Origin of the sequence: Saccharothrix sp. AJ9571 (assembly GCF_021725495.1) — a bacterium.
Taxonomy (GTDB): Bacteria; Actinomycetota; Actinomycetes; order Mycobacteriales; family Pseudonocardiaceae; genus Amycolatopsis; species Amycolatopsis magusensis.
This window is the reverse complement of sequence record NZ_CP091382.1, coordinates 9,308,766-9,329,936: the sequence shown is the minus strand read 5'-3', so window position 1 is coordinate 9,329,936 and position 21,171 is coordinate 9,308,766. Positions and strand designations below refer to the sequence as shown.

The following is a 21,171-nucleotide window of genomic DNA, read 5'->3' as shown; positions in this document are numbered from 1 at the left end:
TGTTAGGGCGTGGTCCGTAGACCGGACCGGTGCAACTCCTCTCCTTCTTCACTCGCGGGCGCACCCTCGCCCTCATCGCCGCCGCCCTGCTCACCGTGCTGCTCGGCCTGCTCCCCGCGGTCGCGGGCCGGGCGACCTGCAGCGCGGACAACGTCGAGGTCGCCTGTCCGGCCGACCCGGTCGGTCCGCGCGGCGAGGCGGTCAGCGACCAGTTCGCCTTCGGGCACCGTCCACTGGGGCCCGAGGGCAGCATCACCGCCCGGCTGGCCTCGATGACCGGCACCATCACCTACCCGCCACCCGGCCACGACCGGATCGTCGAAGGCCTGGTGCCGTGGGCGAAGGCGGGCCTGATCATCAAGGACGGCCTGGCACCGGGCTCCTCGTACGCGGCGATCATGTTCACCGGTGCCCACGGCGTGCGCATGCAGCACGACTACGTGCACGACACCGCGGGCAGTGCCTCCGGTGCGCAGTGGGTGCGGCTGACCCGGTCCGGCGATGTGGTCACCGGCTACGAGTCTCCTGACGGGGTCACCTGGACCCCGGTCGGCACAGCGCGGCTCGACGGCCTGCCGTCCGTTGTCCAAGTAGGACTCTTCGCCAACTCGCCCGGTGACCTGAGCGTGGTGGGCGGAAGCACGCAGGTCCGGTTCACCCAGGCCAGCGCCGAGTTCGACCACGTCACCGTGACCGGCTCGCCGGAAACGGCCTGGACCAGCACCACGATCGGGGAAATGGGCACCACCGACTGGGAACGCGACCACCTGGCACCCGGTCTCGCCGAGGCGGACGGCACGCTGCGCATCACCGGCTCCGGCGACATCGGCCCGGTCGGCACGATCGGCGGGGCGTCGATCGAAGACACCCTGCTCGGCCTGCCGGTGCTGCTGGTCTTCTTGATCGTGCTGGCAGCGCGTTTCCGGGGCAGCGTTCCGGCGGTCTTCGGAGCCACGTTGGCGACCGCCCTGGTGGCGATCGGGATCACCGTCCCGCTCGGCACGCTGGTCCTGCGGGCCGCAGGCAGCAACGTCCTGCCGGTCTCGGCGCTCACCACGGCGCGGGTCGTCGTCGGAGTGGCTTTGGTGGTCGCCCTGATCGCGGTACTCGCTCGGGCCCTGCGCTCGTGGCTCGCCGCTGCCGCGTTGACCGTGGTGCCGTACGTGCTGGCCGTCTACCCGCTGCTACCCGACGCCGTCGCCGACTGGCTCCTGCGCCTGACCCCGGCGGCCGGCTTCGCCGTCCAGCAAACCGCCGGGGAGTTCCCCCAGGTCCTCGCGCACTACACCCCGGCCGCGGGCTATTTCCCCCTGCCCGGCTGGGCCGGGTTCGCCGTCACCGGCGCCTACGTGGTGGCGGCGCTCGTGCTGATGCGCCTGATCGCCGACCGCAGGCAGGCCACCCTCAGTTCGGCCACGCGGGGGAGCGGCCGAGCAGCGCCACGATCCGGTCCAATCCGGACAGTCCGTCGGCCTTGACCGCCGGGCCGAAAGCCGCGCCCGGCTCGAGGCGGGACTGTCCATCCGGGACGATCTCGGCGACGCGGAGCGCGCGGTCCAATACCTCCTTCTGGAACCGGATCGGCAGGTCGAGCGTGCGGGCGACATCCCAGGCGTGCACCACGTAGTCGACGAAGTGGAAGCTGAGCGCCTGCTCCGCGGTGAAGGTGACCTCGGTGGAGAACTCCGGCAGCGGGAACTTGCGGTCGGCGAGGTCGTTGGCGGCGAAGGCGTTCAGCACCTTGTTCACCGATTCGCGGTAGGTGGCCACGGGATCGTCGCCGAGGGGGACCGTTTTCCAGTGGGCCGGGTCGCCGTCGCCGGCCGCGGCGGCGGCGAAACCCAGGTGCTGGGTGGTCATGTGGGCGAGCAGGCCGTGCAGGGTCCAGGCTTCGCAGGGCGTCGGCTTCGACAGGTCGGCGGGCTTCAGGTGGGCGACGAGGTCGAGGCTGACGCGGGTGGCGAGGGCGTCGAAGATGCGCAGTTCATTGATGGGCATGCGCATATCATCTACACCTGCGTACGATCCGTCAAGGGTGGTCTGCTCGGTATGGTCAGCGCATGGCGGAGCGGAAGCGGCCGGACCTCGCGGCGATGCTCGGCGGGCTCATGCGCGGGCTGATGGCGGCGGAGGCGCCGATACTGGAGGAGCACGGGCTGAGCATGTGGGGCTACGTCGTGCTCAGCGCCCTCGACGACGGGCCGGTGCGCACGCAGGCCGCGCTGGCGCGCGCGATCGGCGCCGACAAGACGCGGATCATCGGCACCCTGGACAAGCTGCAGGACGACGGCCTGATCAGCCGCGACCCGGACCCGGCCGACCGGCGGGTGCGGCTGCTGGCGATCACCGACGAGGGCCGGGCGCGGCGTCGCGCCACGCAGGACCGGATCCAGGCGTACGAGGACGAGTTGCTGGCTCAGTTGCCCGAAGGCGATCGGGCGGCTTTCCTGCGTGCCGCGCAGGCGCTGTCCGAGTGAGTCAGAGGCCGCGACTGAGCGACTTCAGCCGTACGACCGCGGCGGCGTCCCCGTCGAACTCGAGGCGAACGGCGTCACGGCCGAAGGCGAACAGCAGAATCTCGACCGGTTCGCCGATGACGGTGACGGGGTCGGGACCGGCCTTCGCCGTCACCTCGCCGTGAGCGGGCGTGCGGAGGACGATTCCGTCGGCTGAGCCGCGGAGGGTGAGCTTGGCGATCGCCCTGATCGACCGCCAGGCCGCCTCGTCGCGCTTGGCTTCGGCGGGCCGGGGCTCCCAGCCCTCCTGCGCCCGGCGCACGTCTTCGTGGTGCACGAGGAATTCGGCGCTGTTGATCAGCTCGTTCAGCGGCGGCAGGCGAGTGGGCCAGAACCACGCCGGTCCCTTGCGCACCCGCTCGACCAGCTGCGCCCACGGCTCGGCGGCGTAGCGTGCCTGCACGGATTCGGTGTGGGACGCGAGGGCGGGCACCAGGATCCCGGCCGCCGCGTCGGGCCGGTGTTCGCGCAGGACCAGGTGCGCGGCCAGGTCACGGGTGCGCCAGCCTTCGCACAGGGTGGGGGCGTCGGCGCCCACCCGCTCGAACAACTCGCACAGTTCCCGGCGCTCATCAGCAGCGACACCCATACCCCCGACCCTACCCGCCACCCCCCGCCCCACGCCCCCACCCGTCCCGGTGGGCTGCCGCGGCGATGGCACGAATGATGACACGAATGTGGTTTTGGGGGCCGAATCCGCCCCCAAAGCCACATTTGTGTCGCGAGCGGTGTCGCTACTCGGTGCCGCGCGAACCACGGCACGGTCGAACCCCGGTCGGGCACGATCGACCGCCGGCGATCACCCGGTGCGGGCAGCAGGCCACGGTTCCGGCCACACGAGATCGACCACGCCCGGCCGTTCCGGCACGCCGGGAACGCCTGCGGGCGTGGCGAAAAGGTACGGGTTCGCCACGTATCCCATCGGATTCGGCGAGGACCGAAGGCCGAGCGGGTCCTGGCTGAGGTAGCGCGCGGTTTCCGGGTCGTAGTAGCGGTGCACGCTGTAGTGCAGCCCGCTTTCGGCGTCCTGGTACTGGCCGGGGAACCGCAGGGGCGTGCCGGTCGCCGCGCCGAGGTCGTTGCCCCACAACCCGGTGGATGCCTGCCATCGCAAGGAACCATCGCTGTCGAGCAGCTCGGTGGGCGTGCCCGCCGAGTTCGTCACGATGACGCGGAGCCGGTCATCGAGCTGGACCACCGGCCGCCCGTCGCACCGTTCCCAGGTGATCACCGAACGCGTGCCGTCGGCGTGCCGCGTCTCCTGTTCGATGATTTCCGTGCCGTCCCAGGCGAACCGGATCTCTTCGGCCATCTGCGCGCCGGGTGGCCACCGTCGTTTGGCGAACCGCCTGCCGACCGGGTCGTAGTGGTAGGTCCACCGTGTACCGTCCGGAGTGGTCAGTCCGGTCAGCCGGTCCAGCCGGTCCCAGGTGAAGGTCCACTCGCGATCGCCCGCGCGCCTGCTGGTGATCCGGCCCTGCCGGTCCGCGGTGTAGGTGACGCCGCCGGCTTCGGCCAGGAGGTTGTGGTGGTACCCGCGGATTCCCAGCGCGTCCCGGGTGATGTTGCCCGCGGCGTCGTAGCTGTACCGCTCGGTGCCGTGTGGTGCGGTGAGTTCGGTGACCCGGCCGAGCGGATCCAGCCGGAACCGGGTCGCGCCGGTGGCCGAGTCGTCGATCGCGATCAACTGCCCGTCGATCCGATAGGTGTAGTCGCGTTTGAGGACGCGGTCGGAGAGCACCTGCGTGGTGAGCAAGTCCTCGGCGTCGAACTCCTGGCAGAGCACGCGATGCCCGTCGACGAAGCGCGCGACTTCCCGTCCGGCCGGATCGCGTTCGAAAACAACCTCGTGGTCGGCGATGAGCAGTCGCTCCGGCCGTCCGTTCTCGTCACCGTGCCACGAACTGTCCACACCGGACGGTGTGCGCCGGTGCACCGCGGCACCCTCGTAGGACCAGCGGACCGTGTGGCCGTTGACCGATTCCGCGAGCACCCGCCCTTGGACGTCGCGGCTGATTTCCAGCACGGCTTCCCGGTTCGCCGCGCGGATCAGGCGGCCGAGCGGGTCGTGGGCGTAGGTGGTGACGTCTTCGGCCGTCCGCCGTTCGACCACGTTGCCGAGCGGGTCGTAGCGGTAGGCGGTGACCTCGCCGAGGCCGTTGGTCGTGCTGGTCAGCTGCCCGGCCGTGTTGTAGTCGAAGCTGAGCAGGCGGCCGTCGCAGTCCTCCTCCTCGATCAGGCGGCCCACCGGGTCGTAGGTGTAGCGCCAGGCGAGCCCGGCGGCGTTGGTGACCTCGATCAGCCGCAGTTCACCGTCGTAGCGGAAGGTGGTGCGCCCGCCCGCAGCGTCGATTTCCTCGATGAGCAGGCCGAATCGGCCGTACCGCCGCCGCGTGACCTGCCCGCTCGCGCCGCGGTGCTCGATCGCGTGGCCCTCGGCGTCGAAGCGCCACACGTCCCGCCTGCCGAGCGGCCCCTGCCGGACCGCCCGGTGACCGGCCACGGTCCAGCCGAGACCGACGGTGGCGTCGGAAGCCGTCCGGATCGTGCGTGGCCTGCCGAAGGCGTCACGCTCGCCGGGCTGAGCGGTTTCCGGTTCCGCATCGGCGAAAAGGCCCGCCGGGCGGGCGGTGCGCGACGGCGACGCCACCCCGACCGGCTCGGTCAGCGGATCGACATCCGGCACCCGCCTGCGCACCACACCGTCCTTAGTGGACACAGTAAGCAGGGCGCCGCCCGGGGCGGGCGAGTACCCGACCACCGAGCCGTCCGGGCGCACGACCCCGGCGAGCAAGCCGTCGTCGTCGTAGGTGAACAGCGTGGTCCGGCCGAGCGCGTCCGTGCGCGACAGCAGGCGGCCTTGCCGGTCCCAGGTGAACCCCCGGCGGCCGCCGAGCGGATCGATCTCCTCCACCAGCCTGCCCGCCTCGTCGAAGCGGTATTCGGTGGTGTGGCCGAGTGAATCGGTGTACCGCGTGGCGCGGCGGTCGCGCTCGTAGCTGTACGCGCCGTTGCGGAACCCGTCGGCGCCGACGGTCCGCACGCAGCGGCCGTCGGCGTCGTAGGCGTACCGGAACCAGGTGCCGGTGCGGTCCCGCCAGCCGGCGAGCCGGTCGCTGAGGTCGTAGTCGAGCGTCATCGGCGGACCGGCGGCGTTCGCCACTTCGGTCAGCTGCCCGAGTTTGTTGTAGCCGAAGCGCACGACCGGGACGGTGTGGTCTTCGCTCAGGACGTCGATGCCGGTGATGCGGCCGCCGGCGGTGGTGAAGCGTACTTCGTACCCGTCGGACCGTCGCAGCACGCTGGGCGCATCGCCGTCGTATTCGATGGTGACCGTGGGGGAGCCGGGATGCTCGATGGCCACCAGGCGGTGGGTATCCGGTTCGAACAGCGAAGTCCTGCCGGTGGCCGGGTCCGTGACGCGGTACCCGTCGCTGGTTTTCCGCAGCGGATATCGCGGGCCCAGCAGCGGCAGCACTTCCTCCGGCCCGGTGGGGTGCGGGTAGAACAGGACCATGCCGTCCGCCGAGAAGTAGCGCAGGTGCGCTTCGTCGGCCGCCAGCCTTTGGTCCACTGTGGACGCCCAGGACGGCCCGAACCAGCGGCCTTCGCGGTAGGCCGAGAGGTGGGTGCGCTCGAGCACCAGGTCCGGGGTGCCGATCAGGGTGAGGTCGGCCTGCCGCAGCACGACCTGACCGGTGGCCACGTCGACCGGGCCGGCGCCGCGCACGGGGATGGCCCGGTCGCCGGGACGGCCGGGCTTGGTCCTGGCCGGTTCGGTGTCCCGCAGCGCCTGGGTGGCCTCCCCGAAGGAATCACCGAGCTTCTGCAGCAACGGCGAAAGCTTGCCCAGCGCCCGCACCAGCTTCTTGATGATGCCCGCGATCCTCGCCGCCGTCTTCGCGACGGCCGTGACCACCTGGGAAGCCACCCAGACCAGGCCGATGCCGGGGGTGTGCAGCGCCCACCGCATCAGGTGCCCGACCAGGTCGGTGATGATGTCGCGCACCTGCGTCCGCACCGCGCCGACGACCTCACCGGCGCTGCTGATCCCGCTGGCCGCTCCCTCGGACGCGGTCCGGGCGGCCGAGAGCAGGGTGGCCGTGTCCGCGTACCGCGTGCGGAAGGCGTCCCCGGCCGGGCCGGGCCACGACTCGTCGGTGATCATCTTCGTCAGGTCGGCGTCGATGGCCGAAAGTTCGGTGCCGACGTGCTGCCAGGTCTCCGCGTGCGCCCTGATCTCGTCCGGGTCGCCGGTCAGCACGTCCAGGGCCTCCGACAGCAGCCCGCAGTGTTCGAGCAGCCAGCCGACCTCACCGGCCGGGACGGGCCCGAACGGGTCCGCGGCCGTGCCGAGCGCGTCCAAAGCGGCCCCGCCCGCGTCCCGGACCCCGTCGGCCCAGCCGCGGCTCTCGATCGCCCGGCTGGTCTCGTCGATCGACTCCGGAAGCGGTGTGCCGACAATGGCCATGACTTCAGCTAAGGCAACCCCGGAGACCGCGACAACCCACCGGGTGGTGGCCTGCCCCTGCGACCGCCGGACGTTGCCCGATCACCCACCGGGACGACACGGCCTTTCCTCTCGGTGGTCACCGGGGCGTCAGCCGGCCTCGCGCAACCGGTCCGCGGCGTGCTCGACCGCGGGCGGCGCGGTGGCGATCACCTGGTCCAGGGTGCTCCGGGCGGTGGTCAGCTCGCTGATCGCGGCGCTGAGCCTGGCGCGCTCGCGGTGCAGGTCCACCAGCAGTTCGGGGCAGTCGGCGACGAGCCGCCCGCCTGCCGAACCCATGCAGGGCAGCAGGTCGGCGATCGTGGTGGTGGACAGGCCGGCGGCCAGCAGGTTCCGGATGTGCTCGACGGTGGTGACGTCGGCCTCGGCGTACTCGCGGTAGCCACTGGGCAGGCGCCGCGGCTGCAGCAGCCCCTGCTCCTCGTAGTAACGCAGCAGCCGCTGGCTGACCCCGGTCCGGCGTTCCAGCTCGCTGATGCGCATGCGGCCCTCCGAAAATTCGCGCTTGACTCTCACATCCATGTGAGACTTTAGCGTCGCGGCATGTCCGACCGACAACTCGAAACGACCGCCGGTCCCCGCGAATGGCTCGGCCTCGCCGTGCTCGTGCTGCCGACCGCGCTGCTGTCCATGGACGCCACGGTGCTCTACCTGGCGCTCCCCAGCCTCGCCGCCGAGCTGGCCCCGAGCCCGGGCCAGCTGCTGTGGATCTCCGACGCCTACGGCTTCCTGGTCGCCGGGTTCCTCGTCACCATGGGTTCGCTGGGTGATCGCATCGGCAGGCGACGACTGCTGCTGATCGGGGCCGCGGCCTTCCTGATCACCTCGGTGCTGGCGGCCTTCGCGCCGACGGCCGAACTGCTGATCCTCGCCCGCGGCCTGCTCGGCATCGCCGGTGCCACGCTGATGCCGTCCACCCTCGCGCTCATCGGCGGCATGTTCCGCGACCCACGGCAGCGCGGGGCCGCGATCGGGCTGTGGTCGGCGGCCCTGTCCGCCGGGGTGGCGCTCGGCCCGGTGGTCGGTGGGCTGCTGCTCGAATGGTTCTGGTGGGGCTCGGTGTTCCTGCTCGCCGTGCCGGTGATGACCCTGCTGCTGATCACCGGCCCGATCCTGCTGCCGGAGCACCGCGATCCCGAGCCGGGGCGGCTGGACCCGGCGAGCGTGGCCCTGTCGCTGGCGACCGTGCTGCCCATCGTCTACGGCATCAAGCACCTCGCGGAGGGCGGTTCGGTGGTCCCCGGGGGAAGCGCGCTCCTGCTCGGCGCGGTCGCCGGGGTGGTGTTCCTGCGACGGCAGCGGACGCTGAGCCTGCCGTTGATCGACCCTCGGTTGTTCGCCGTGCGCCCGTTCCGCACCGCGCTGGTGGTGCTGCTGGCCGCGCTCGCCTGCGTGTCCGGGGTCTACCTGTTCGCCGCGCTCCACCTCCAGCAGACGGCCGGGCTGTCCCCGATCGAGGCCGGGCTGTGGCTGGTGCCGTCCGCGGTGGCGATGATCCTGACGTCGGTGGCGGCGCCCTCGCTGGCTCGCCGGATGCCGGTGCACCGGCTGCTCGCGTGGTCGCTGGTGGTCTCGGCGCTGGGCTTCTTCGTGCTGGCCTGGACCCCGGCGGAGCAGGGCGTGGCCCCACTGGTCGCCGGGCTCGTGCTGATCTACCTGGGGCAGGGGCCGGTGATGGCGCTGAGCACGGAGATCGTGGTCGGCGCGGCGCCACCCGGGCGGGCCGGTGCGGCGTCGGCGCTGTCGGAGACCAGTGTGGAGTTCGGCCTGGCGCTCGGGGTGGCCGTGCTCGGCAGCGTCGGCACCTTCGTCCAGCGCGAGCACGGTTCCACCACGGGGCTCGCCGTGGTCGCGGCGATCGGGGTGGCGGTGCTCCTCGGCCTGGCGGCGCTGAGCGCCCGGCGTCAACCGGCCTGATCGCGTCGCGTGCCAGGGCGGTGCCCGGCCAATTGGCGGTCCGCCTGCTCGGCGTGCTCGGGGCAGAGGAGGCGGTCACCGTCGCCGGCGTCGGCCAGGTACACCGACGCCGGTTCGCCGCAGCCGCCTTCCCGGTGGCTGCCCAGCCAGAACCGTCCGCAGTCGGGCGTCACGCACCAGGTCCACTCGTCGGTGGTGGCCAGGGTGAAGCCGTGTTCCGGGCAGATGACCCCCGGCCAGCGGCAAACCGGGGGCCGCCGATGTCCGGCCGGCCGGACAACAGCGGCGGGCACACCGCGGGAGCCGCGGGAAAACCTGACCATTTTGCCCCTTTCCGCAGGGTGGTGACCGGCTTGGCTGCCCGCACCTTGCTGGAGAAACAGATTCCGGTCAACCGTCGTGCATGAACGCGAAATCGTGGGGAAGCCCGGGTTGGTATCGCCACCGATTCCAGGAGGTTGTTCACGGTGTTCCGGCATACGAAATTGCTGCAGTTCGAGGCCAAGCCGGAAAAGCCCGACCCGGTGTACGCCCGGAAGTTGCAGGAGCTCATCGGCGGGGCGTACGGCGAGATGACGGTGACCATGCAGTACCTGTTCCAGGGGTGGAACTGCCGCATGGAGGGCAAGTACAAGGACCTGATCATGGACACGGCCACCGAGGAGATCGGGCACGTGGAGATGCTGGCCACGATGGTGGCCCGCCTCCTCGAAGGTGCGCCGTCGACGGTGACCGCGGAGGCGGTGAAGGATCCGGTGATGGCCGCGGTGATCGGCGGGATGGACCCGCAGCAGGCGATCATCGGCGGTGGCGGGGCGCTGCCGAACAACTCCCAGGGAGTGCCCTGGATCGGCTCCTACATCGTGGCCAGCGGCAACCTGCTCGCCGACTTCCAGGCCAACGCCGCGGCCGAGGCGCAGGGCCGACTGCAGACCGCGCGGTTGTACAACATGACCGACGACCCCGGCGTGAAGGAAATGCTGAAGTTCAACCTGGCGCGGGACACGGTGCACCAGAAGCAGTGGCTCGCCGCGATCGAGGAACTGCAGTCCGATGGTCTGGAGCCCACGGTGATCGCGCCGAACGCCTTGTTCGACGAGGAAGACCAGGTGCACAACAACACCATCTGGCACCTGTCCGACGGTCCTGATGGTGCCTCCGGTGGCTGGAGCAACGGCGACCACGACTCCATCGAGTACCTGATGGACCCCGAGCCGCAGGGTGGTCCTGGCACCGCGCCGAAGCCGGACCCGGCGCTGTTCGGCACCTATTCCGCGGTCAAGGACGCCGCCGGAACGGTGAAGGGCAAAGCCAAGCAGGTCAAGAAGAAGCTGACCTGATCACCGCGGTTTCACCCGTTGGAGGCACCACGGGCCGGTGGGCCCGTGGTGCCGGGTGGCGGGCACGGCCGCCCTGGGGTTGAGTCGGCAGTTGTCCGGCAACCGTGCTCAGGTGAGGGGTCAAATTGGTGCCGCAGTCCGCTATCCGCCCGGCCCCCGCCACCTTCGACGTGACGACCGACCACGCGGTCACCGTGCTCACCGCGACCGGTGAGCTGGACAACCAGGTCGTCGACCGGCTGGGCCACACACTGGCCGAAGTGCTCGGGCGGGGTCCGAAAGCGGTGCTCCTGGACCTGTCCCGGATCGCTTTCTGTTCCGCGCAAACGCTTCGCGTCCTGCTGGACGCGCACATCGACGCCCGCGCGGCCGGGGTGGCGTGCGCGCTCGTCAGCACGCACCCCACGGTGGTGCGGCCGATCCGCCTGTTGCGGCTGGACCACTTGCTCCAGGTCCACCCGGACCTGGAAGCGGCGTGGCGCTGGCTCGCCCTGCTGTCCTGAGTGGACTGGCCAGTGCGGGCGAACCAGCCGTCGCAGGCCGACGACCGGTCCGTCACCCGATGGGAGATCACCCGGGCGGGGGCGAACCCGGGGCGTCAGGCGCCGATCGCGCGGATCGCCGGGCCTCGGATCGCCCGCCGGGTCGCGGCCACGCAGGTCCCCAGCGTCAGCAGTGCCGCGATCACCACGGTCACCCCGTAGATCAGCGGGCTCTCGTCCGGCACGATCGAGCCGGTCCGCACGAGGCTGTACGGCACGATCGCCGCGACGGCCGCCAGCGACCCGAACACGATGCCGGTCACCGCCAGCAGCACGCCCTCCACGCTCACCATGCCCAGCACCTGCGGCGGCGTCGAACCGGCCAGCCGCTGCCTGCCGAACTCCCCGCGGCGGTGGATGATCGCCGCCGCCAGTGTGTTGACCAGCATCACCGCGGCGAACAACGCGATCATGCCGACCACCACGAAGTTCAGCGTCTCGATGCTCTGGTGCTCCGGCGCTTTGACCGTCACCGAGGAGTTCTCGATCGCCTGCAGGTAGAGCGTGCCGGTCGCGATGCCGGTGAACAGGATGACCGCGATCAGGCCGTCGGCGAACTGGCGGGTGCGCTGCCGGATGGTCAGCACGGTCAGGTAGCCGCCGACGCCGGTCAGCGCGCGCACCGGATCGCCGAGAACCGCCACCACCACGCGGGCCAGCGCGGGGGAGAGCACAGCCAGCCCGACCGAGGACAGGATCACCGCCTGACCCGCGACCGCCATCAACTCCAGGCCGCTGTCCTCGAACACGGTCGCGGTGAGCACCCCGCAGGTGATCCCGGCCGCGAGCACCACGAGGCCGATGACGAGGCGCTTGCGGCTCATCCGCGGGTTCTCGGTCACCGCCAGCATCGCCTGGCGGGCGGTCACCCCGGCCGTGCGGCGCGTGGCCACGACCGCGGCGAGCACCGCCGCGCCGAACGTGATGCCCAGGCCGATGCCCAGTCCCAGCGCGCCGAACCGGTGCTCGATGCCCGGGGCGACCTGGCCGGTGTCGCCGAGCAGGCGCAGCAGCAGTTCACCGCCGAACACCGACGGCACGATCGCCAGCGCGCCCGCCGCGACCGCGACCACCGCCGCTTCCCCGACGACCAGCCGGACGGTCTGGGCGGGTGTCGCGCCGATGCTGCGCAGCAGGGCCATCTCCTGGTGGCGCTGGCGCACCAGCAAAGTCAGCGTGGAGCCGACGGCGAAGGCCACGATGATCAGCCCCCAGCCACCGACCACGGCGGCGACCAGCGTCAGGGTGGTCGAGGAGTTCTCGTCGATGCCAGGCGTGAGCCCGGTGTCCAACATGGACGCGAAGGTCATCAGGATGAACGCGCCGAGGAACAGTGAGAGGAAGCTGGCCACGAAACCGCCGGTGCGGTAGCGCAGTGAGCTCAGGGCGAGTCGGAACACAGCTCACTCACCCACTGCGACGGCCGGGCTCGGCTCACCCAGGTGCGTCAGCCGCTCGGCCACGGTCTTGGCGTCCGGCCGGTCGAGCCAGTCCACGATCCGCCCGTCGGCGAGGAAGACCACCGAGTCCGCGAAGGCGGCGGCGACCGGGTCGTGCGTGACCATGACGACGGTCTGCCCCAGGGTGTGCACGGACTCGGCGAGCATCCCCAGTACCTCGCGGGCGCTGCGCGTGTCCAGCGCGCCGGTCGGTTCGTCGGCGAAGATCAGGTTGGGCCGGGTCACCAGCGCCCGCGCGATCGCCACCCGCTGCTGCTGACCGCCCGACAGTTCGGCGGGCCGGTGATCGACGCGATCCCCGAGCCAGGTGCGGTCGAGCACGTCGCGCACGAAGTCGGTGTCGATCTTCCGCCCGGCGAGCCGCAGGGGGAGCGTGATGTTCTGCCACACCGTCAACGTGGGCAGGAGGTTGAACTGCTGGAACACGAAGCCGATCCGGGTCCGGCGGAACTTGGTCATCGCGGTCTCGCTGCCGTGGACCAGTTCGGTGCCGTCGACGAGCACCCGGCCACTGGTCGGCTGATCGAGCCCGGCGGCGCAGTGGAGCAGCGTGCTCTTGCCGGAACCGGAAGGCCCCATCACCGCGGTGAACGTGCCCGCTCGCAGGGCGAGGGAGGCGCTTCGCAGTGCGTGTACCGGGTTTCCTTGGGTACCATAGGTTTTGCTCACTTCGACCAGGCGCAGTGCCTCGCCCGTCGCGTGCCGATCAGCCATCGCTCACCCCTCACTCGCGCGCCTACCCGAACGAAACGACGCTACGAACCCCGGGGAGCCGCGGCCATGGTGTGTTCCCCCGAGGTCCAGGTGAGGCCAGCCCTACCGGCCGTGGGTGTAGCGCCGAGCCGTCGGTCAGCGACTAGCAGCTCGTGATCGTGGTCCGGTTTCGCTGTGAAGGGGGAGTGACCGTGCGGTACGGGCGCGAGGAAGCCGAATGGGACAGCATGGTCGAAGCGGGGATCGAGTTCCTCATCGAGCGGGCCGAGCTGGAGAACACGACCTCCTACACCGAGTTCAACAGCGTCGTCTGCAGGCGGGCCGGGGCGCGGCAGTTCGACTTCAGCCTCGACGCCGAACGCGCCGCGATCGGACGCCTCCTGGAGCAGATCTCCGAGGACGCGCGGGAGCGGTGCGATGGTCTGCTGTTGAGTGCCCTGGTCCAGTACCTGGGCACCAACGACGCCGGGCCGGGCTTCTACGCGCTCGCCAAGCGCAAGGGCTACACCGTGCCGCGAGGTGCCTTGCGCCGCTACGAATTCTGGCTGGGACAGGTGACGGAACTGCACGCTCGCCATGCCCGGCCGCGCCGCCGCCCGGCGGGCTGAGACCCCACGAAGGCGGTTGCGCGATGAGTTCGGACATCGGCCGCGCGGAGTGGGCCTTGCACCAGCGGGCCGCGCTTGCCTGTGCGGCTGCCCAAGCGGCGGGCGTGCCGGGGCGGTTCGAAGTGTGGGCGGAAGACGGGGTCCTGGGCGTGCGGGCCACGGATCCCGCGCTCAGCTTTCTCTCGATCATTTCCGGTGTGGTGCCGGAGACCACCGAACTCGGTCTGGTGCGGGCGCCGGATCGGTTGCTGGCGATCCGGCGCCTCGATGGTGCTTTTCCCGAGACAGCCGGCGTGACCGGGGAGGGTGCGTTCCTCGACGTCTTGCTGGCCGGGTACCAAGTGGACGGAGTGGTCGCCCGGTTCATCCGGGCCGAGCACGGGATTCCGTCGATTCACCGGTTTCTCGCCGTGGACCGGGGGAAGGCGATCGGTGCCGCGGCCATGACGATCCACGAGGAGGTCGCCGTGTTCGGCGGGGCGTCGACGCTTCCCGAATACCGGGGGCGGGGCGCGCAGTCACGGTTGCTGCGCCACCGCCTCCGGGTCGCTGCGGCGTCCGGGTGCACCTTGGCCGTGGCCACCGCCCGCCCGGATTCGGTGAGTGCGGCGAATCTGGGCAGAGCGGGCTTCGGCCTGCACCGGCGCCCGGTTTGGCGGGCACCCGGTGCGAGTCACGGTCACAGCAGGGCGTAGAGCTCCTCGACCTTCTGCTGTCCGGCGATCAGGGGCAGCGTGTCGAAGGTCAGCTCCCAGCTCCGCCGCCGGTTGTCGAAGCGTTCGATGATGCCGAACGAGGTCGGGGTCCGGCGTTCCGCGGTGGTCACCGTGCCGTACCACTCCTGGTAGGTGGCTTCCGCGGTGCGCACGGTCTGCCCCTGGCGCATCTGCAGGCTTTCCGCCTTGGCGAAGAACCGCGTCAGGTAGGCGGTTTTCCCGCCCGTGGTGTGCAGTGGACCGGCGCCGGGGCCGGTCAGGGGGCCGGTGCCGGCGATCAGCGCGGCGGCATCCCGGTTGTTCCAGGCCGCCGCCCGGTCCGCGGTGCCGCGGACCGGCGCCGAGCCGCCGTCCCGGACGCCTTCGAACAGGTTTTCCAGCGACGGATCCAGCCCGCGGAACCAGGTGAACCGGTCGTAGTACCGCCGTCCCTGGATCACCTTGCCGTCGTCACCCAGCACCACGCGGTAGATCGCCGGGTAGCTGACCGTGGTCCCGTGGATCTCCGCCTCGTTGTGCGCGCCGTACAGCACCACGTTCCCGTCCACCGCGACCCGGGTCGGGAACATCCGGAAGGACGGCAGCTTGCCCAGCGTGCCGGTGATGGCCGTCCGGATCTCCTCCCGGCCCTCGATCACCCGGCCCGCCGCCTCCCACAGCGTGGCGTGCTCGTCGAAGATCTCGTCCGCGTACAGCGAGATCCGCTCCGGGTTGGTGGGCATGGCGCCGAACCGGGTCTGCCGGTCGATGAACGCCTGCGCGTTCGCCGAGACCTCACCCTCCACCACGCCCTCCACCATGCCCTCCACCACGGTCTTCGCCGGCACGCTGGTGGCGCCCGCGATCAGCATCGCCACGGTCCCGGCCAGCACACCCAGCGACTTCAGCGTCGTGCTCAAGTTCTTCTCCCTCAACGGCTCCAGTGACAAGATCACTTTCGCCGGGCGGAGGTCGTGCTGTCGATTACCTCCGAGGTCATCTCCGCCAGCGCCACGTCCGTGCTCGCCGGTTCGATGCCGAAGGCGGCCGTGGCGGCGGACGAGTCGAGGACGAACGGCCGTCGCAACTGGTACTGCACCTCGAGCAGTTCCCGCGCCGCCGGATTGACCAGCCCCGCCAGGCGCAGCGCGAAGCCGGGCATCGCCGCGACCTGGGCCGCAGGCGCTCCCGCGAGTTCGGCGGCACGGGAAGCCAGTGCGCGAACGGACATCGGCGCCGCGGTCGGCACGTGCCACGGCCTGCCCCAGGCACCTTCGGTTCCGGCGACCGCGACCAGGGTGCGGGCGACATCACCGACGTAGGTCCAACTGTGCGGCGCGTCCAGGTCCGCGGGGATCGACGCGCGCTTACCGGTGAGCACCTTCGGCAACACCATGGCGCTGAACGACGAACTCGCCCCCGCGCCGAGGTAGTCCGAGCCACGCACCTCAGCGGTGCGGATCCGCCCGGCCTCGTGCGCGGCCAGCGCGTCGGTCCACAGCTTGGCCCGTACTTCACCCTTGACCGAGTTGGGGCGCAACGGAAGTCCCTCGGTCATCGGCCCGTCGACCCGGCCGTAGCCGTAGAGGTTGCCGGTGGTGACCAGCACCGCGCCGGAGGTCTCCGCGGCACGCACCAGCGCCGCGCCCAGCGGTGGCCAGTCGGTGGACCAGCGGTGGTAGGCCGGACCAGCGCAGTTGTACAGCGCCACGGCCCCCTCGGCGTGCCGGGCGAGCGCCTCGGCGTCGGTCGCGTCGGCGGCGATCCGCTCGATGCCCGCGTCCTCCGGGCCACCGCCGCCGCGGGTGAGCAGCCGGACCTGCTCACCGCGACCGGCCAGCATTCGCGCGGTGGCCGTGCCGACCGGACCGGCTCCGACGATGACGTGTAGGGCCATGACCTGCTCCTAGACTAGGACGAGAACAGTGTTCTCGAATGAGGTCAATGTACTCATGGCAAGTAGTCGTCGTCAAGAACGGTGTTCTCGCCGAGTACGGGTGTTCTCGAACCTGTGCGACACTGGACTCATGTCCGCGTCGTCATTGCGTGCCCGCGTCCGCTCGGAGATGAGCCACGAGATCAAGGAAGTCGCCCGGCAGCACCTCGCCGCCGAGGGGGCCAACCTGTCCCTGCGCGGGGTGGCCAGAGACATGGGCATCGTGCCTTCGGCCCTCTACCGGTACTTCCCGAGCCGCGACGCCCTGCTCACCGCGTTGATCCTCGACGGGTACGAAGCGCTCGGCAGGGCGGCGACCGAGGCCGAAGCGGGCGTGCCACGGGAGGACCTGCGCGGTCGCTGGCATGCGATCTGTTCCGCCGCACGGAAGTGGGCGCTTCGGCACCCCGCCGAATACGGCCTCCTGTACGGCAATCCGGTCCCCGGTTACGTCGCGCCGGAGGACACCGTGGAACCGGCCGGGAAAGTGGTGCTGCTGCTCGCGGGGGTGGTCGCCGACGGCGGGGACAGCCTGGCACCGCTGCCTTCGCTGGTGCCCGAACCGGTCCGCGCCGATTTGCGCAAACTGATCGGCGAACGCCCCGGTGAAGCCTCCGAAGAACAGCTCGACCGCGTGTTCGCCGCCTGGACGCAGTTGTTCGGCCTCCTCAGCTTCGAGGTGTTCGGGCGCATGAACGACCTGATCTCCGCGCGCACCGAGTACTTCGACCACCACGTGGGCCTGATGGCGGACCTGGCAGGCCTGCCGCGCTGAAGATGTTCATGAACCGGGAACCACGTCACCCGGGTGCCGCGTCCCACCGCAGGCGCAATCACCTGGAGGGCTCGTTTTCGTGATCACCCACTTCGACACGACCGGTTTCCGGCTCGTGCAGGACAACACCTGGCACAACCCGCACAACGGTGACCAGATCACCGTCGAACTGGTCCCCGAGCCGCTGAACGAGCCGTACTGGCTGGAAGACCTCGAGGCCATGCGGCGCAAACTGGCCCACAGCTACGGCGAGGCGGGCTGCCTCATCGAGGCGACGCCGGTGGAGATCGACGGCGTGCCCGCGGTGTACCAGCTCAGCAAGTTCCCGCGCCCGGCCGCGCCGACCGGGCAGGTGTTCTCGGCGACCCTGTACCTGGCCAAGGCGACCTGCTTCGTGGTGATGACCTACCTGGCCGAGGAACAGGGGATCACCGGCATGCGCGAGGCGCAGCTGACCGTGCGACTGGGCATGCCGGAGAACTGGGTGCTGCCGCACCCCTACGACCCCGGACTGCGTGGCAGGCTGCCCTTCCACCGCGGCGACGACCCGGAGTGGGACGAGCAGTTCCCCGAGCACCCCCTGTCCCGGGTCCGCGCGTGGTTCAGCCGCACGGCCGGCACCATCCAGGTCGACCCGGCCTTCGCCGCGTTGCCGGATTTCGTGCCCTCGCGCGAAAACGACTGATCGGATGGGCACGCGATGCGGCGGCCGTGGATCAACGTCTGGGGCGTCCACAATGGACAGCTGGCGCGTGCACCCGCCGCGGATTCCAGATCTAGGCCGTGTTCGAGGTAGCGGCTGAGTCTCGGGCGGATAGCTCTTCGGCCAGTTCCATACAGCGCAGGCGGGCTGGGGAGAAGTCGTAGGGCATCTTGCCGATGGCTTCCAACGCGCTCATGGAGTCAGCCTCCCGCCTGCCAGAGCTGAGGTCGTCCTCGTCGCAGAGGGCATCGTCGTCCTTACCCAGGCCGGATTCCTCGATGACGGCCTGCAGGGCGCTTTCGAAGGCGTGCCGCTCGGCGGCCACTCGAGCCACCCGTGGATCATCGACGGCGACGCTGTCATCGAGTGCCTCCTCGGCGTCATCGATGCGGTCGGAATCCGCCCGCAGAGTGGGATGCGTGGCCAGGACGACGAAGCGGGTGGCCTGGACAGCGGCGCCGAGCGGGCCGAAGATCCGCTCGGTGACCAGCAGGCTGTCCAGGTCCGCCTGACGCAGGGAGCCTTCGGGCACGCTCTTGAGGCGTTCGGTGACGATGTCGGAGAGCAGGCCCATCCGGCTGCCTTCGATGCGCATCCGCTGCACGGCGGTCCGTTGCCGCCGCGATTCCGCCTCCTGCTCGGCGAGGGTTTCCTCCAACCGCTCCAGGATGCCCGCGATACCGTCTCCGCTGTCCGCGCCGGCGGAAGCCGTGCCGGTGGTGAAGGCGTCACGGATGTCGTCCAGGGCGATCCCGGCGTCGACCATCTTGCGAATCCACAGCAGGCGGATCATGTCCTCGTACCCGTAGCGGCGTCGGTCATCACCGCCCCGCTCAGGCTCGGGGAGCAGGCCGATCTCGTGGTAATGGCGAATCGCCCGCGGCGTGCTGCCGGCGAAGGCCGCCGCGTCCCCGATCTTGACCTGGCGGGGTGGCATGAAGGACGAATGCACGAGCAGGACCTTCCTCAAGGGATCGGGACGTGGATCCACTGGACCACATGCCGCTACGGAAGGTGCAACCCCCGGCCTGATTGCCTCGCCGTCCCAAACGCTATGAGTGGGGCATTACTTGCAATAAACGCTAGTAATGCCCCACTCATAGCATTCGGCGGCGGGGCGGCACCGGACACTGCTCATCGGAAAGATCGCCTCGCCCCCACGGCCTAGTCGCTCGTGCCTCGCCCGGTCTGCTGCTGGAGTTCGTCGATGCGTTTCGAAGCCTCCACTTTGGTCAGGTCGTCCGGGACCTCCACCCCGGCTTCCTGGGCGAGCGTGCTCAAGTACGAAGCCTGCGGCCCGGTCATCGGCTCGTCGCCCGTGGTCCAGTCGTCGGGGTCCTTCTCCGGTGTCTGGGACACTGGTGCTCCTCTCGGTCGAACGTAGGTTCGACATACCCCGCGATCCCCGGTCTCACACCTGCCGCGTGGTCAGCCGCACGTGATCGTGGGGGTGGCCCAGTCGGCGTGGTCTTCGGTGGTGCCGTCACCGCCGTCGGTGGCCACCAGGCGGACGAAGGAGGCCCCGGTCACGTCCGCGGTGATCGGCAGGGGTGGCTCGGCCGCGGTCCGCACGCCGCTGTCGTAGGCGAGGGTGCCGTCGGCCCACACCTGGAAGGCCACCGTGCCCGCCTTGCCGTCGTGCACGCCGGCCAGCGCGTCGAGCGAGGTACAGGCGCCTCCGGTGAAGAACTCGACCGAGGCGGGCGCGTGCGTGCCGAGGCCCTTCGCGTGGGTGGTGCCGCCGAGCGTGATCGGCTGACCGTCGGCGGCGAACTGTTCGCCGTTGGAGAGGTTCTTCTCCACCGGGCCCCAGCCGTTGGTCGCGCGCACCCAGTTCGCGTCGCTGAGGATGCTCGGGCCGGAGGCCGGGGTCGCCGCGACGGAGATGTCGACGGTGTACGAGGTGCTGACGGGCGCGGGCTGGTGGGGGACCGAGTACGAGTAGTTCGCGGTGAGCGCGTACTTGCCGGGATTCGTGCCGGGCGGCACCGAGATCGCCCATGGGGTGCTGAACTGCTTGCCGCCGGGCAGCACCGGCCGGGTGGTGGGTGAGCCCGCCTGGACCGGCCAGCCCGCCGGTGCGCTCAAGTGCGCCTGCACCGAACTGGCGGGCAGGTTCCCCGAATTGGTCAGGGTCGAGGTGACCGCGGCCGTGCCACCGGGCGCCACCACGGTCAGGGCGCCGGGATAGGCGAGTTCCGGTTCGGCGGCGGCGTCGGTCAGCGGCGGGTACTTGTACCAGTGCCGGTCGGTCCCGATCCGGTACACGGCGGTCGCGTGGGGAGGGACGGTCGCGCCGATCGGGCCCGCGGTGTGCGCGTCCTGGTGGGTCCACGCGTCCCGCACGCGGTAACCGGCGGCCTGGGGCAACCCGAGCTCGGTGGCCGACGTGCCGATCCGGCGGGCGGTGTCGGTCTCGTTGAACAGCACCACCGCCCGGTCGCCGTTCGCGAGCGGTTTGACGAACACGTGGGTGCCGTCCTGCGACCGGATCGGCGAGCCCTGGACGCCGAGGGGGTCCTGGTTCACCCCGACGAGGTCGGGATTGCGCAGCAGGCCGAGGATTTCCGGGGTGGCCTTGCGCAGGTCGGCGCTGACCAGCAGCGGCGCGGCCATGACCGCCCACAGGGCGAACTGGGTGCGGTACTCGGTCGCGGACATGCCGCCGTTGCCCGTCGTCAGCAGGTCGGGGTCGTTCCAGCCGCCCGGCCCGGCGTACCCGGCCAGGTTCATGTTCTGCTTGACCACCGTCAGCAGCCGGGGCCAGGTGTCGTTGATGTCGATCATCGTGCGCCAGGAGTGGCCGATGCCCTGCGCCCAGCCCCACGGCTTGGTGATGCCCCAGTCGCAGATCGCGAAGACGATGGGGCGCCCGGTGTCGCGCAGGGCGCCGGCCATCGCGGAGTACCGCTGCTTCGCGTCGACGCCCTGGTTGTTGCAGTTGTCGTACTTGAGGTGGTCCACACCCCAGGCGGCGAACAACGCGGCGTCCTGGTCCTCGTGCCCGAAACTCCCCGGAATGCCCGGGGTGGCGCAGGTTTTGGTGCCCGCACCGCCGTAGAGGCCGAGTTTCAGGCCGCGAGCGTGCAGGTCGTCGGCGATCGCCTTGACCCCGCGGGGAAAACGCACCGGATCGGGGACCAGTTCACCGCTCGCGCCGCGCTCCGGCAGGGCCCAGCAGTCGTCGATGTTGACGAACTCGTACCCGGCGTCCCGCAGCCCGGTGGCGACCATCGTGTCGGCGATGCCGAGGATCGTCTGCTCATTCAGCCCGGAACCGCAGCCGGTGACGAACTTGTTGTTGAACCCCATCGGCGGCGTCGTGGCCACGCCGGCGGCCGCCGACACGGGCGCGGGGGCGAGCACCGGCACGCAACCGAGCAGGCACACCGCGGCGAGCAACGCACCGATCCGGGGAGGGGACAAAGCAGGCATGGGGTACTCCAGTGCGGGGA

Annotated in this window: 21 protein-coding genes; 9 read left to right on the top strand and 12 right to left on the bottom strand. The window is 70.6% G+C overall.

Annotated elements, in window-relative coordinates; genetic code table 11:
• Nucleotides 1–29 precede the first annotated feature (29 nt).
• Nucleotides 30–1,478 (top strand): DUF1349 domain-containing protein, encoded by a 1,449-nt coding sequence (locus L3Q67_RS42300; protein WP_499187009.1) that lies wholly within the window; start codon nucleotides 30–32, stop codon nucleotides 1,476–1,478.
• Here L3Q67_RS42300 and L3Q67_RS42295 read toward each other — a convergent pair.
• Nucleotides 1,405–1,998 (bottom strand): DinB family protein, encoded by a 594-nt coding sequence (locus L3Q67_RS42295; protein WP_499187008.1) that lies wholly within the window; start codon nucleotides 1,996–1,998, stop codon nucleotides 1,405–1,407. The genes L3Q67_RS42300 and L3Q67_RS42295 overlap by 74 nt on opposite strands.
• A 62-nt stretch (nucleotides 1,999–2,060) precedes the next feature.
• On the opposite strand from L3Q67_RS42295, the gene L3Q67_RS42290 reads away from it, so the two are divergent.
• Nucleotides 2,061–2,477 (top strand): MarR family winged helix-turn-helix transcriptional regulator, encoded by a 417-nt coding sequence (locus L3Q67_RS42290; protein WP_499187007.1) that lies wholly within the window; start codon nucleotides 2,061–2,063, stop codon nucleotides 2,475–2,477.
• Nucleotide 2,478: 1 nt separating this feature from the next.
• Here the strand turns inward: L3Q67_RS42290 and L3Q67_RS42285 are convergent, their stop codons facing one another.
• From L3Q67_RS42285 to L3Q67_RS42275, 3 genes are all read right to left on the bottom strand, one after another.
• On the bottom strand, nucleotides 2,479–3,105 hold the full coding sequence (locus L3Q67_RS42285; protein WP_499187006.1) for a TIGR03085 family metal-binding protein: 627 nt from the start codon (nucleotides 3,103–3,105) through the stop codon (nucleotides 2,479–2,481).
• Nucleotides 3,106–3,315: 210 nt separating this feature from the next.
• Complete coding sequence (locus L3Q67_RS42280) at nucleotides 3,316–6,987, bottom strand: DUF6531 domain-containing protein (RefSeq protein ID WP_499187005.1); 3,672 nt, start codon at nucleotides 6,985–6,987, stop codon at nucleotides 3,316–3,318.
• Nucleotides 6,988–7,116: 129 nt separating this feature from the next.
• Entirely contained in the window at nucleotides 7,117–7,509 is a 393-nt protein-coding gene (locus L3Q67_RS42275; RefSeq protein WP_499187004.1) for a MerR family transcriptional regulator, read from the bottom strand.
• Between the two features lie 60 nt (nucleotides 7,510–7,569).
• Between L3Q67_RS42275 and L3Q67_RS42270 the strand changes: the two genes are divergently transcribed.
• Complete coding sequence (locus tag L3Q67_RS42270; RefSeq protein ID WP_499187003.1) at nucleotides 7,570–8,943, top strand: MFS transporter; 1,374 nt, start codon at nucleotides 7,570–7,572, stop codon at nucleotides 8,941–8,943.
• Here L3Q67_RS42270 and L3Q67_RS42265 read toward each other — a convergent pair.
• Entirely contained in the window at nucleotides 8,931–9,266 is a 336-nt protein-coding gene (locus tag L3Q67_RS42265; protein WP_499187002.1) for a hypothetical protein, read from the bottom strand. The genes L3Q67_RS42270 and L3Q67_RS42265 overlap by 13 nt on opposite strands.
• 144 nt (nucleotides 9,267–9,410) lie before the next feature.
• Between L3Q67_RS42265 and L3Q67_RS42260 the strand changes: the two genes are divergently transcribed.
• Both L3Q67_RS42260 and L3Q67_RS42255 read left to right on the top strand, forming a co-directional pair.
• The gene (locus L3Q67_RS42260) at nucleotides 9,411–10,283 is read left to right on the top strand and encodes a manganese catalase family protein (protein ID WP_499187001.1); all 873 of its coding nucleotides are present in this window, start codon (nucleotides 9,411–9,413) and stop codon (nucleotides 10,281–10,283) included.
• A 128-nt stretch (nucleotides 10,284–10,411) separates the two neighbouring features.
• Nucleotides 10,412–10,786, top strand: coding sequence for an STAS domain-containing protein (locus L3Q67_RS42255; protein WP_499187000.1), 375 nt, complete (start codon nucleotides 10,412–10,414; stop codon nucleotides 10,784–10,786).
• 95 nt (nucleotides 10,787–10,881) lie between these two features.
• Here the strand turns inward: L3Q67_RS42255 and L3Q67_RS42250 are convergent, their stop codons facing one another.
• Nucleotides 10,882–12,225 carry an ABC transporter permease family protein gene (locus L3Q67_RS42250; protein WP_499186999.1) on the bottom strand — a complete coding sequence of 448 codons (1,344 nt, stop codon included), beginning with the start codon at nucleotides 12,223–12,225 and terminating at the stop codon, nucleotides 10,882–10,884.
• A gap of 3 nt (nucleotides 12,226–12,228) precedes the next feature.
• Entirely contained in the window at nucleotides 12,229–12,999 is a 771-nt protein-coding gene (locus L3Q67_RS42245) for an ABC transporter ATP-binding protein (protein ID WP_499186998.1), read from the bottom strand.
• Nucleotides 13,000–13,190: 191 nt separating this feature from the next.
• On the opposite strand from L3Q67_RS42245, the gene L3Q67_RS42240 reads away from it, so the two are divergent.
• Together L3Q67_RS42240 and L3Q67_RS42235 are read left to right on the top strand one after the other, a co-directional pair.
• Entirely contained in the window at nucleotides 13,191–13,607 is a 417-nt protein-coding gene (locus tag L3Q67_RS42240; RefSeq protein WP_499186997.1) for a hypothetical protein, read from the top strand.
• Nucleotides 13,608–13,630: 23 nt separating this feature from the next.
• Nucleotides 13,631–14,302, top strand: coding sequence for a GNAT family N-acetyltransferase (locus tag L3Q67_RS42235; protein WP_499186996.1), 672 nt, complete (start codon nucleotides 13,631–13,633; stop codon nucleotides 14,300–14,302).
• On the opposite strand, the gene L3Q67_RS42230 is transcribed toward L3Q67_RS42235, so the two are convergent.
• Both L3Q67_RS42230 and L3Q67_RS42225 read right to left on the bottom strand, forming a co-directional pair.
• Nucleotides 14,287–15,222: a nuclear transport factor 2 family protein gene (locus L3Q67_RS42230; RefSeq protein ID WP_499186995.1), complete on the bottom strand. Its 936-nt coding sequence runs from the start codon at nucleotides 15,220–15,222 to the stop codon at nucleotides 14,287–14,289. The two genes, L3Q67_RS42235 and L3Q67_RS42230, sit on opposite strands and share 16 nt — an antisense overlap.
• A 32-nt stretch (nucleotides 15,223–15,254) precedes the next feature.
• On the bottom strand, nucleotides 15,255–16,199 hold the full coding sequence (locus L3Q67_RS42225; protein WP_499186994.1) for a Rossmann-fold NAD(P)-binding domain-containing protein: 945 nt from the start codon (nucleotides 16,197–16,199) through the stop codon (nucleotides 15,255–15,257).
• Nucleotides 16,200–16,329: 130 nt separating this feature from the next.
• Here L3Q67_RS42225 and L3Q67_RS42220 point away from each other — a divergent pair, with 130 nt between their 5' ends.
• Nucleotides 16,330–17,013, top strand: coding sequence for a TetR/AcrR family transcriptional regulator (locus tag L3Q67_RS42220; RefSeq protein WP_499186993.1), 684 nt, complete (start codon nucleotides 16,330–16,332; stop codon nucleotides 17,011–17,013).
• 79 nt (nucleotides 17,014–17,092) lie between these two features.
• Nucleotides 17,093–17,698, top strand: a complete 606-nt coding sequence (locus tag L3Q67_RS42215) for a hypothetical protein (RefSeq protein ID WP_499186992.1) — start codon at nucleotides 17,093–17,095, stop codon at nucleotides 17,696–17,698.
• Nucleotides 17,699–17,789: 91 nt separating this feature from the next.
• Here L3Q67_RS42215 and L3Q67_RS42210 read toward each other — a convergent pair whose 3' ends face one another.
• The 3 genes from L3Q67_RS42210 to L3Q67_RS42200 all read right to left on the bottom strand — a co-directional run bounded on the left by L3Q67_RS42210 (nucleotide 17,790) and on the right by L3Q67_RS42200 (nucleotide 21,151).
• On the bottom strand, nucleotides 17,790–18,668 hold the full coding sequence (locus L3Q67_RS42210; RefSeq protein ID WP_499186991.1) for a MerR family transcriptional regulator: 879 nt from the start codon (nucleotides 18,666–18,668) through the stop codon (nucleotides 17,790–17,792).
• A 212-nt stretch (nucleotides 18,669–18,880) separates the two neighbouring features.
• Nucleotides 18,881–19,021, bottom strand: a complete 141-nt coding sequence (locus L3Q67_RS42205; protein ID WP_245370536.1) for a DUF3072 domain-containing protein — start codon at nucleotides 19,019–19,021, stop codon at nucleotides 18,881–18,883.
• 123 nt (nucleotides 19,022–19,144) lie between these two features.
• The gene (locus L3Q67_RS42200; protein WP_499186990.1) at nucleotides 19,145–21,151 is read right to left on the bottom strand and encodes an NPCBM/NEW2 domain-containing protein; all 2,007 of its coding nucleotides are present in this window, start codon (nucleotides 21,149–21,151) and stop codon (nucleotides 19,145–19,147) included.
• Between the last annotated feature and the right edge of the window lie 20 nt (nucleotides 21,152–21,171).